The 12,503-nt window shown below is 32.2% G+C and carries 9 protein-coding genes; 1 reads left to right on the forward strand and 8 read right to left on the reverse strand.

Annotation, left to right across the window (positions count from 1 at the left end; genetic code table 11):
• Positions 1-110 precede the first annotated feature (110 nt).
• Positions 111-428, forward strand: a complete 318-nt coding sequence (locus DT250_RS03615) for a winged helix-turn-helix transcriptional regulator (protein WP_098802611.1) — start codon at positions 111-113, stop codon at positions 426-428.
• A 220-nt stretch (positions 429-648) separates the two neighbouring features.
• Here DT250_RS03615 and colA read toward each other — a convergent pair whose 3' ends face one another.
• From colA to DT250_RS03655, 8 genes are all read right to left on the reverse strand, one after another.
• Entirely contained in the window at positions 649-3,531 is a 2,883-nt protein-coding gene (gene colA / locus DT250_RS03620; protein WP_149212546.1) for a collagenase ColA, read from the reverse strand.
• A 403-nt stretch (positions 3,532-3,934) separates the two neighbouring features.
• Positions 3,935-4,741 (reverse strand): hypothetical protein, encoded by an 807-nt coding sequence (locus tag DT250_RS03625; protein ID WP_149212547.1) that lies wholly within the window; start codon positions 4,739-4,741, stop codon positions 3,935-3,937.
• 45 nt (positions 4,742-4,786) lie between these two features.
• Positions 4,787-6,022, reverse strand: coding sequence for a HAMP domain-containing sensor histidine kinase (locus DT250_RS03630; RefSeq protein ID WP_149212548.1), 1,236 nt, complete (start codon positions 6,020-6,022; stop codon positions 4,787-4,789).
• An 8-nt stretch (positions 6,023-6,030) separates the two neighbouring features.
• The gene (locus DT250_RS03635; protein WP_149212549.1) at positions 6,031-6,729 is read right to left on the reverse strand and encodes a response regulator transcription factor; all 699 of its coding nucleotides are present in this window, start codon (positions 6,727-6,729) and stop codon (positions 6,031-6,033) included.
• A 79-nt stretch (positions 6,730-6,808) separates the two neighbouring features.
• A complete protein-coding gene (locus DT250_RS03640) occupies positions 6,809-8,794 on the reverse strand; it encodes an ABC transporter permease (protein ID WP_149212550.1) in 1,986 nt (661 codons plus the stop codon).
• Between the two features lie 2 nt (positions 8,795-8,796).
• Positions 8,797-9,504 (reverse strand): ABC transporter ATP-binding protein, encoded by a 708-nt coding sequence (locus tag DT250_RS03645; RefSeq protein WP_149212551.1) that lies wholly within the window; start codon positions 9,502-9,504, stop codon positions 8,797-8,799.
• A 26-nt stretch (positions 9,505-9,530) separates the two neighbouring features.
• Positions 9,531-10,283, reverse strand: coding sequence for a lipoprotein BA_5634 family protein (locus tag DT250_RS03650; protein WP_149212552.1), 753 nt, complete (start codon positions 10,281-10,283; stop codon positions 9,531-9,533).
• A gap of 686 nt (positions 10,284-10,969) precedes the next feature.
• Positions 10,970-12,400, reverse strand: coding sequence for an IS4 family transposase (locus DT250_RS03655; protein WP_149212553.1), 1,431 nt, complete (start codon positions 12,398-12,400; stop codon positions 10,970-10,972).
• Between the last annotated feature and the right edge of the window lie 103 nt (positions 12,401-12,503).

A 12,503-nucleotide genomic window follows, 5' to 3' on the forward strand; every position in this document is an offset into this window, starting at 1 on the left:
TATGTAAGTGAGTATACATTTACAATCAGTTTACGTCAAGTAATTAATTATAAAAAAATTTGTTACTAATTGTAAGATGTTATATAATTTCTTTTAGGAGGTGAAGTAAAATGAATGATTCTACATTATGCCCTCGCTTTGAAAAAGGAATGAGATTTTTTAGTCAAAGATGGACAGCACTAATTATTTACCAACTTTTCTCTGGATCTCAGCGTTTTTGTACGCTTGAATCCTCTCTTCCTGTCAGCGGAAGATTACTTTCAGAAAGACTAAAGGAATTAGAACAAGAAGGAATTGTAGAGCGTAAGGTCTTTCCTGAGACACCAGTTCGTATAGAATATTCTTTAACTCAAAAAGGATTTGCTTTAGAATCCATTATTCGCGGAATAGAAAAATGGTCACAAGAATGGATAGAACTTGAAGAATAGTATAAGAGATTTTTCGTATCTAGCTTTAATTAATCAAATTATGTATATTCATATTTAAAACGCTAGCTTTTTCAAGTATTTATGAAAGCTAGCGTTATTTCATGATTGAATAATTAAAAATACTCACTTAATTTTTATGCTTTTAGATAAAAAATAGGAGCAGCCTATCGTGACAGACTCCTCCCAAAAAACAACCATTATATACTTATTGAAAATAAATTTATTTTATTAATAATGAATATTCACCATTGTTATCATCAAATTTATACACATTCAAATAATATTTCCCTGGTTTCGCTACGAATTTTCCCTTTATAGCATTTCCTTCATCTTCACCACAAGCTACGTAATTTTGCATGTCTGATTCATGATAAAGTACCCATGTCATCCCAATGTTTTGTTCATTTACCACAGAAATATCTACTTCTTTTGGAACTGTAACATCAAACGTATAAACATCTGTTTGATCAGGAGCAATCAGATTTCCTTTTACAAGCTTATTAAACGGGAGTACCTTTTCCTCTTCAAGGGATCCACCTGTTTGCGGATCTTGCTTTACAGTAACTTTTGTTTGTTCTTTACTTTCTTTTCCTCTACTATCTTTCACTGTTAGTTCCACAGTATATGTTCCTTTTTCTCCATATACATGGGTAGGGCTGGCTTCAGTACTTGTTGTACCATCTCCAAAGTTCCATAGATAAGAAATAATTTTTCCATCTTCACTTTTTGTGCCATCACTATGGAATTGAATTCCTTCGTTTACTATCCCGCTATATGGTCCATTCATATTTACTATAGTCGTTGTTTTTTCTTTTTCCTCTGTTGCAACACCATGGAAAACAATATCATATTCAAACTGATTGGCTGCATTCACACGATAGTTAACAAAATAGGCTGTAACTGTTTTATAGCCGCTCCATCCTTTTTGAGACAACTGCTCCAAGGTTTGATTGATTTGTTTACTCATCGTTTTCCAATCTTCAGACTCACCTTTTGATGTACTACCTATATACTTACCTTCCACAGTAAATGTGTTAAAGAATTGAGACTCATGTTTTGTAATTTTTGCATCTTTTATATTAGTTATATCTACAATTTCTTTCTTCACTTCAGCTAACGGCTTAGGTGCATGTTGTATTAAATAATCATTTGTTACTTGTGGTACATTGTATTTATCTTGATTATCAATCAACTGCTGCATATACGTTTGATATTCTGTATTCAGCTGTGCATCTTTACTTAATGCTTCACGATACACGTCATAATTTTTCACATCGTTTGCACGGATTAAATCCTGGATCTTATCAAAGGTTTCAAAGTGATGATTATATAGATAAGACTGTAGTGCAAAGGAATAATTATAAAAATCCCATGATCCATATTTTGCGAACAAAGTTTGCTTTGCAGTATAACGGCTTGCTGGATCAGATGATAAGCCACTTATAATACTTTTACGCGGAACAACATTATTTGTACGTGTAGATCCTGCAAAGAATTCTGCATTCCCCTCTTGGAACCAAGTTAAGCGTTCATTTTGATATAGTTCTCCACTCCCAAATAAACCAGGAACCTCGTATCTTCCTTGTAAATAATGAGTGAATTCGTGACGGAATAACTCTTCTAGACTATAAATACTCTGTTTTGGTGTACGCTCATATGTAAAGAAAGTACCCTTCTCTTCAATATAAATACCACCGTTGTTCGTTTCATATCCATATAATTGTCTATTTAATTGATAATCATCTGGATTATTATAAATTACAATTGTCAGCACATCATCTGCGTTACCTGGTTCTAGTGCTTTATCATTTCCAATTACACGGTGATATTGTGCCTTTACTTCTTTGGCTGCCCAATATAACCTTTTAATTTTTTCTTCTGTTACTTTATCGCCTGTCTTAAAAACAATAGATCCATCATCAAATGTATATGTTTTAGGTAAGTATTGTAGCTTCCCTTCTTCACGTATTTTCTGTAAATCTACTGTATTTCTATCATAATCTTTTCCACCGTAGTTTGTTTTGATTTGCTCTACCGCTATAAAATAAGGTCCACTTAGACGAGGATACATATTCATCGCTTGTGTAATAACTTCCAATCCTTTGTTTGGATTGCTATGAAATTTCCCTAAACGTCCTGCATAATAAATACCGTTATTAATTAACCAACTATTCTCAGTTGTTAAATTCCGTATGAGAGCAATTCTACTAACCTCATTTATAAAGTTATCTATCTTTCCATACCACATTGTTGCATTAGGCTTTTTATTCGTTTCCTGCAAATAAGATTGTATATCATAATCAATACCTTTTACGATTTCATATACAGCTTGTTCTTTCGTATAATCATTAGCATACATAGAAAGGTTATCATTAAACTGTTTTAAAATATTTGCTGCATACTGTACTGTTTCAGCATCACTAGAAGCATTACTAATTAATTTCCCATACGCAACTACTACTCTATCTTGCTCAGCTGTACCTAATGTAAAGTTTGGGTTTTTTGCAATTGCTTTTAATGATGGTAAACATTTGTCATGGAAGCCTCTCTCATTTAAGTAACCTACTTCATTATTAAAATATCCCACATAAAAAGCAGAACGTAATATTTCAACAAAAGTTTCAATTCCCATTGAGTCCTGTTTCGTAAAAGATTTCCCTCGTTGTCCCAATTCATCAATGATAACGTTCATGCGATTGCTATTTTGATAAAAAGCTTTCGTATCTTGATTGAATTGAAATAAGTCTGTAATTTGATTCCATGAAACTCTTGATAGCGTATCAATGAATTCACTATCAGACATTTTATTCAGTTCTGCCAGAGTATAGCTTTGCTTTAATTGCCTTTCTTCAGGTTTCATCACCGGAGTAGGTCGTTGTGAAAAATCGCCTATTTTTAAACGCTCTTCAAAAGTCAAAGTTCCATCTGCTTTTGTAGCATGTGCAATTTCATCTTTTAAAGTTTCTGTCCCAATCGGTTTCATCTGTAACGTATTATAGGGTGCTTTTTCTTCTGCTGAAACCTGTGTTTGAATACTTCCAAATGATAATGCCATCGTACTAATACCGATCATCATTTGAGTAAATCTTAAATTCTTGTTCATAACATTACCTCCATTTATATATTCCATCCAGAAATATAACATTTTATCTTAATAAATTATTATAAAATGTATTATTTCATATTATATTAAATGAATTTCTATATAAACTAATATTAAGAAATTATTATAGAATCTCTTTCATCCGTACTCATGAATTGAGTAAATCTTTTGTTTGGGATTTACAGGTTCGTTGCACGAAACCAGACCCTCTGGCAAGATTCCGTAAGAGATTTGGAGATAAAACGCTTTGAATTTCTTGAGCAAATAGTTGTAGTTCATCAGATACAAAAATAGACATACAAAAACGCTATCCTTTCCTATAATTCTAGAGAAAGAATAGCGTTTTTGTACTCGTCTAGTACTTAGTAGGTATTACTTTTTGTATTTCAAAAGACTTTTTTCTCTAAAAATGTTTTTCATACAAATTTTCAGATTCTAAAAAATCTATAAATTTCTTGTAATGTGTCACTGTTCTTTCTAAGGCAATCATTAAAACAAAAATAAAATAAATTGCTTGGATTCCATTCATATAATTAAAGAGTGATTCAAATATATATACAATACTTGCAATCATAGAACAAAACCATAAATAAAATTTCATTTTCAGCTTTTTAATTTTTTGCTTAGTTGTCTTACAATACTTGCCATGAACTCTTATAAATAAATAAATTGCTGTATGCAAAATAACAATTGAAAATTGGAAACTTCGATTGTCCTCCGAACTAAATTCAGAGAAATCTATTTCTAATGAATGTAATACTATCCAAATAGAAAATAAAGATAGTACAAAGACATATAAAAAACCAAATAATAATTCAAATATAAATTGCCAAGGTTTATTTAATATTGAGTAAAATGGATTTAGATATTTTATGGTTAATAAAAATTTCCTCACTAAATCAGTAATAATAATTGATGTATTAGTTATATTCATATAGAAAAGTAATGTTATTGGTACCAATAACATTATAGTGATGCCCCAAACAGTAATCTTAATACCGGATAAAAAGAAAACAGCTCCATAAATTATAATTGAAAAAATAAAAGTTGATATTGGAACAAACATTAAAAATATAAAAGTTCTTATTAAGATTAAATCCCCTAAAAAATCTTTTATTATGGAAACGTGTATTTTTTCCTCCTTGTAATTTTTCACAGTATCAACTATTTCTTTCTCAGATAAAAGAAAATACTTCAATCTATTAACCATAAAAAAACCCCTTTATATGAAAAAGATTAAAATATATACCCAACTTTAAAATTTCATAAAAGTAATTGTAAATTTTGTATAAGCATTTTTTTCACTTTCAACTGTAATTAAGGCGTGATGTGCCTCAATAATAGCTTTGACGAGTGCCAATCCAATTCCGGTCGAGCCGTGCTTTTTAGAACTACTTGATTTATAGAATCGTTCAAAAATATGAGGTAATTCTTCAGCTGAGATTCCCTCTCCAAAGTCTTGGATCACTAGTTCTGTATAGATTGGAGAATTTTTGGCCTGAATCATTATTTTACCACCAGGTTTAGAATGTTCAATTGCATTCTTCAACAGATTTAACAAAGCTTCCTGCATCCATAACTTGTCGTGAATAACGACTATTTCTCTCGGTGCATTCCAATCAATCAATATATTCTTATCACTTATCATGCTTTGCAAGCGATTTAGAACTTCCTTAGTCGTATCTACTAAATTCCCTGGCTCTTTATCAAACGAAATAGCTTTTGCATCAATTTTTGCTACTTTTAACAAATTCTGAATCAAGACATTCATTCTGGATATTTGAATATCATTATTTTGCAGTAATTGAACTTGTTGCTCACGGGATAGTTTTTCACTTAATAACATTTCATTATAGATAGAAATAGTTGAGAGCGGTGTTTTTAACTGATGAGATATATCCTGCAACATTTCTCCTAAAAACTGCTTTTCTTCAAGCAAATCCTGCATATTTTTTCTAATGATATCCTTCATTGAGCGAAATGAAATTGCCAGTTTCGCAAAATCCCCTTCTTTATTTTCATTAATGACAACTGAGTAATCTCCCTCGATTATTTTTTTTGCAGCTCTAGTAAGCTGGCTAATTTTATTAAAAATAATTTTTTGTTGCATGTAGTTTGCAAAAAAAAGCAAAAATCCAAAAGCAATCAATCCCCAAATAATAAATTGATTGTGATTAATAATTAAGTTATTTAAGTGAGGAAAAAATTTTGATTCCAAGTCTTCATATAATCCATACTGCTTTAGGATCTCTGTCCCTTTTTGCTGATATTCACTTGAATGAGACGAATGATTTGTTAAGGCTTTCATAATTTCGGATTCATTTTCAGGATTTTGCTCAACCAATCTAGCGGTGATTTCCCCCCAGGTTGCAATAGAATCGCGTTTTAAATGATCATAGAATAATTGCTGAGTAATAAATTGGTAAATCGTAAATAAAGATAAAAGAAGGGTTAGTATCGTCATATAGCTTTTTATTTCAGTATTTTTCATTATTTTGCTCACCCAATCACGTCCTTACTCCAACGATAACCATATCCTCTTTCGGTAACGATAAACTGCGGTTTTTGAGGATTGTCTTCAACTTTATCCCTTAAACGCTTAATGTATACAGATAACGTATTTTCATCAAAAAAGACATTATCTCCTTCCGTTATTTTTAGTAAGAGCTCATCTCTTTTAATGGCTTTGTGAGCATTCATCATGAAATTCAATAGAAGCTTATATTCTAAATTCGTCAATGTAATACTTTCACAATCTTTATAGACCTTGACTAGATTCGTATCGATTCTTATATTCTCAGATTTTAAAATCTGAGGAGATGTTTCAAGCGTTGCTTGTTTGCGCAATTGTACTTTCACTCTAGCCATGAGTTCCCTAACCCGAAATGGTTTGGTTATATAATCATCTCCGCCTATATCCAGGCCCATTACCACATTTGCTTCCTCATCTAGTGCCGTTAAGAAAATAATAATCGATTTTTCATTTTGCCTTTTAAAATATATACATAAGTCATAACCATTACCATCTGGTAAACCAATATCAAGGATGAACAAATCAAATGTATTGTGAACAAACTGGTATTTTGCTTCTTGTACACTGGACGCTCTAATTACCTCATAACCTTCATTTCTTAATGAAAATTCGATGGCTAGGCCAAGAGCTTCATCATCTTCAACTAGTAATATTTTTTTATTCAAGTATGCCCTCTCCTTTTTCTTCCCCTAGTTTATTCTTCAATCACAATAGCCTGACTATAATCTAGCCAGGCCTATAATATTATTCTTCTCTGATAGTATCAATAATATTATCTTGTTTAATTTTTTTCAATGGATTTAAGACTGATAAATAACTAATTATTAAAGCTGAAACAAACGTAATGATACAAGCCTCATAGGGAATCGTCCAGGCCATTTTCAACTTATCAGAAATAGCTAAATATAAAATATAAGACAATATACAACCAAAAAATATTCCTTGTAAACTTCCAGAAAAACCGTAAATCAGAGCTTCATAGGTAATCATTTTTTTCAAATCCTTTTGTGACATACCAATGGATTTCAAAGCAGCCAATTCTTTTCGTCTAGTCATGATACTTATAGTTATAGTATTGAGGATATTAACGCTACTAATTAAAGAAATGACTGTGATAAAACTATATGCAAGCACTTGTAAAGTAAGTTTTTCTTCTTTTTTTGTTTTATTTTCTTGATAATTATTTACAATTGTAATGGAATATCTTTTTCCAATCGTGTCTTCTATTTCCTTAACTGTCGCGGAAGATTGAGTTACATCCTTTAATTTAGTTTCAAATCTATTCTCCTTCTTTTCGTTTACATTAGATATATTTCCAAGTGATTTCAATTGATGGAAAACTTGTTCACTTTCAGCTAAATGATCTGAATTATTATCCGCTAGCTTAATTGTAATATCCGATGTAACAGATAATTTATCAAAAGATTTAGATGTAAATGCAACATTCATTAAATACGAAAAGGTAATAAATAACACACTACTTATAATAATTGATAAAATTGTAATGGTATAACGATTTTTATTGCGCTTCACATTTTTCATAGCCATACTCAAAGGAAAAGATAAAGGTTTTCTCAATATGGAATTCTTTTGTTTTTTGATTTGTTCCTTTTTAATTGACAACCTACTGCTGATTGCTAACAATGGAGAGATTTTTCCTGCAAAATAAGCTGGGTACAAACATGACACTATAACAGAGAGGAAGGTAATAATCGAACTGATTAATAAAATCTTCCAATCAACATGGAATATGGAGACTCCTTTACTATTTTCCATTAAAAGTGAAAAAGTGAATTGAAGAGAGACAAGTGCTATTAAGCTGCATATAATCCCTAATGGTATAGCGATAACAGCCAGAAAAGTAGCTTCTCTCAGCACGATTTGTCTAATTTGCTTTCGTGTTGCACCGATGCTTCTCAACAAGCCAAACTGCCGCGTTCGTTCCACGACACTAATTTGAAAAGCGTTGTAAATCACAACAACTGTCGCTATCACAACAATGCTGATAGTAATAATTAGCGTGGCCATAATCGAATTATTGTAACCTGGTTTCTCTAATTGAATTAATTCTTCACTTATTTCAATATTATTCCCTCCGGAAATAGTCTTGATCCCCTCTAAAACCTCATTAAAGTTTGCTTCCGGGCTAATTCCGACTAATATTTTTCCTTCCCCAGTGCTAAACTTACGCTTATAGGTTAGTACCCGTGCCACTTTATTTTCCTGTGTATATACACTATCACTTAGAAAGCCTACCAATTTGTATTTTTTTTCATTTAATTCGAATGAATCACCTATTTGAATATTATCTTTTATATAAGGTAATACCCAGGGGTCAACAGCAACTTCTTGATCATTAGATGGCAATCTCCCCTTAATAATACTGTATTTTAAAAACTCCAAGGCGTTATCATCAGCAAAATTCATTTGTACAGCAGCCTCTCCGACTGGAACTGTTTCTCCCTGTGACATAAAACCAAATGATTCAATTTGAGGGTTATATTTAATTTTTTTCAATATCGATTCATCGTAATTTAATACAACAGCATGAAAAGAATACCCTTGCCTTTTTTTCGTATTCTCAATTTGAGAAATCTGAGTTCCGTTCATAAATAGGCCGATTGTAGAAATTAACGCTACAGAGAGTATGATTCCGATTAAAGTTAAAATTGTACGTTTCATATTCCCCTTTAAGTATCTCCTACTTAATTGTTTATAATTACCAATCAAAATTAGTTTCCTCCCGTCTTAGGCTTATTCGCGGCTAGCCACTGATCGGAAATGATTTGGCCATCTTCAATTGTAATAATACGGTCAGAAGTTGATGCAATTTTTAAATCATGAGTAATCAATACAATAGTTTGATTATATTTTTTTGCCGTCAATCTTAATAAATCCATGACTTCTTTTGTATTTTGAGTATCAAGATTCCCTGTAGGCTCATCAGCTAAAATCAAATGCGGTCGATTTATAAGTGCTCTCCCAATCGAAACCCGTTGTTGCTGACCTCCTGATAATTCAGATGGTAAATGATTTCTTCTTTCATGAAGTCCCAAAATATCAATAATTTCGTCCAAATAAGGATTATCTACAGGTTCATTATCCAGTAAAGTGGGTAAAGCTATATTCTCCTGCACATTCAATACAGGAATTAAATTGAAGAACTGAAATATAAAGCCAACTTTTCTTCTTCTAAATATTGAAAGTTCATTATCTGGATAATTATAAATATTATTCTCTCCAATAAATACTTTTCCTGAACTTGGGCGGTCCAACCCTCCCAAAATATGCAACAATGTACTTTTACCTGATCCAGAAGCTCCTACGATTGAAACAAATTCTCCCTGATGTATTGTAAGGTTTATGCCCTTCAAAGCATCTACCCTACTATTACCATCACCATAACTTTTGACGACATTCTCTATTCTTACGATTTCCATTCATATCACCTTATTTTCATTTTAAATTAGTCTTGTACCTCTACAAAGTTCATTTTATGCTGATTATTCGGCGAGACCTTATCAATCTCTTGTAAAACTTTGTTTACTTCTTGTTTGTTTTTATAATCAAAATCACGTTTTTTAAATTGAATTAATTTCATTATTGACTCTGATTCAGAAATTGCATTATAGTCTTCGTCTTTTAGAATAACTAGGTTCATGGGGTCATAACCAATCCAAATTTGCTGTTCAACATACTGGGCAGGTACCATCTTACCGTTCAAATTCAACTGGTTATTTTCAAAATTATCAACCGTAGGGGTATCACCCGTAGAATTCTTACCCGCATAAGAAAATAATAGATTCTGATTACTAGATACTTTATTTTTATCTTTCACCATCTCAGAAATAGTAGACGCTGAATTCGGATCTTTCCTAGCTCTTAGAAGTCCCTTATTAAATAATTTTACCGCGGTAGAACTATTGATAACTGCATATTCTGTAGTATTGATTTCAAATTCTTCATTTGTATCATTTTGTTTCTTATCTTCTTCTGATAATTGGGTCTTTCTTAATGTAGTGACGTACTTAATTTTATAGTCTATAGATTGCTTAATATCATCTTTAAATTCTTTTTTGACTTTTTCTACATCAGCTGCAGTACCACTAACTAAGATGCCATCGACTGGTTGTCCTGGACCTTGCACATAACGTTTTACTCCTAATCCTATTCCTATAAAAATAGCAATAACCACCGCATAACTTATAATTTTTTTCATTAGAATACTCCTTTAATAAATGATTTATATCTGGATTATAGATGAGATTTTTTCATAAGTTAATGACTTCTATCTAACTATGTGACTTTTAATCTTACAATTTTGTAAGATTAAAAGTCACATAGTTTATATTTTATGTCAGAAGACTCCCTACTTAATTTGTTTAATGGTGGGATAGCGCTAGTAAATAGATGGGAGATACTGTCGAGAAAAGATAAAAATGATCCGATTATTTCAGTGGATTTTTTATAAACTTTTATGCAAAATGTTTATGTATAACCAAACGAAAATACACATCGTTTATTATATTATACAAAAAAACTAAACAAAACTTGATAAATACTGTTAATACCAATAACAACATGAACCAGTACAGAAATCATACTTTCATAAGTGAAATACTAAAAAAGTGAAAATAAAACAATATGGATCCTTTAAAAAAGTTACAACCCTATGAAAAACAAGATTGTAACCAAAAATAGCCTGAAAAGAGGGGAAAAATTATGGGACAAAGGAAATATTCGGTAACACCACAAGATCAGATGAATTATATACTAGGGCTTTATTCCCATGCCCATCAAGCTAACCAAGTAAATTACTAGGTGCGAAATGATCCTTGTTTCAAAACTAGCAAGCGATAGAAAAGCAAGCATGCCAAAGAAGCCCATTAAAACGTGGTTTTTTCGCTAGGCAGCTTGTCTATGTTTCACTGTCGTTTCATACACAATCCCTAGAATATCAAAGACGGTCATTTTCTTATATCTATGACATTTACGACCGTTCTTTTTGAGCAGTTGATAAAGGCGATGCAGAATTTTTAAAAGTTCTTCTGTTCCAACAGCCATCGCTTGAAAGAGTAATGGAAAGTAATCTTTAATCATATAAATTGCTTTGTATTCACTCAGCTCTTGCTTTTTCTTTTCAAGCAGAAACTGACGCATTTGAAACATCGTAGAAGAACAGAGGAGGATGCCGATGAGTTGACCATATAAATGGCACTCTAGGCGTTCTCTTTTTATATTTTTACATTCATCAATTTCAAAGAATGACTTCCACGTTTTAAACAAAATTTCAATCTGCCAACGAAGTGAATATAATGAATGTACGTAGCTCGTCGGCACATCTTCTAGCGATGTGTTCGTGATATATACATTCATGCCCATTAATCGTTTACTTTTATCCTTCATGACAATGCCTTTCTTCTTTTCGCGTATTGCTTGGTTTTTCAAACGTGTTTGCGTTTGATCATCGGTTAAACGATGAATAATGACACGTGCTGGAAGCTTTTGGTTTTGGCCAATGTATGCCTTGGGGATTTCTATCGTTTCGCCAGGGATTAGATCAGACATTATTTGTGTCATGTCAAGCTGGATATATTCTGTTTGTTTTTTTAACGTACCATTGTTGAAGTATTCTGGTTCAGGGTTCTTGATATAAATTCGTGTATTCAACTTCAACCGCGAGATATAGTAAGCCTCTTTATCATGAATGGTTTGTAAGTCTCCTAAATCGAAGTAACCAAGATCACGTAGACACAAATCGCCCGCCTCTACGGTTTCAAGGCAGATGGTACCGTATGTCTTATCATTATTCTTTCCTGCTCCAAGCTGCACGTTAAGAAATTGACCACTAAGTAAATCATATTCCAATTGGATTTTCACGCCTGCCTTATTACTACTCCCACCTGAACCTTGATAATTAGTGGCAAAATGGTCAGGCAGTTGAAACACTGTTGCATCTAAAATTCTGATATGATTGAAAGTAGAGATTAAGTGTGCAGAAAGTGAGTGATTTGAACAGAGTTTTTTTGTGAGAAGAGAAGTAAAGACTTTTCGAAGAAATGCGACAGCTCCTGGATTAAAGCGTTGATTCAGTCCTTCTGGACTCATGAGTGTAGCTGTATTTGCATAAAGCTGACTACATAATCGAGTGAGAGAATCACTTGCTACGTGTTGACTAATCCAAATACATAAAGCGGCCAACTCTTGTGCGCCATACTTACTTTTACGTTTTACGAAACCCGTCTGCTGTGCGAGCTGTTGAAGGATACTTGGAGATAGATATCGCTGTAGTTCTTCAGCGAATAAATGAAACCCATCTTGAATCGATAGATTCATACAAAAACGCCATCCTTTCTGTATATTTCTACAAAAAGAATAGCGTTTTTTTCGTTTTATGGATACAATTTTTTAGCTTGATGGCCATGGGATATTACTGCCC

Source organism: Bacillus sp. AR2-1, from assembly GCF_008368755.1.
In the GTDB taxonomy this organism is placed as follows: Bacteria; Bacillota; Bacilli; order Bacillales; family Bacillaceae_G; genus Bacillus_A; species Bacillus_A wiedmannii.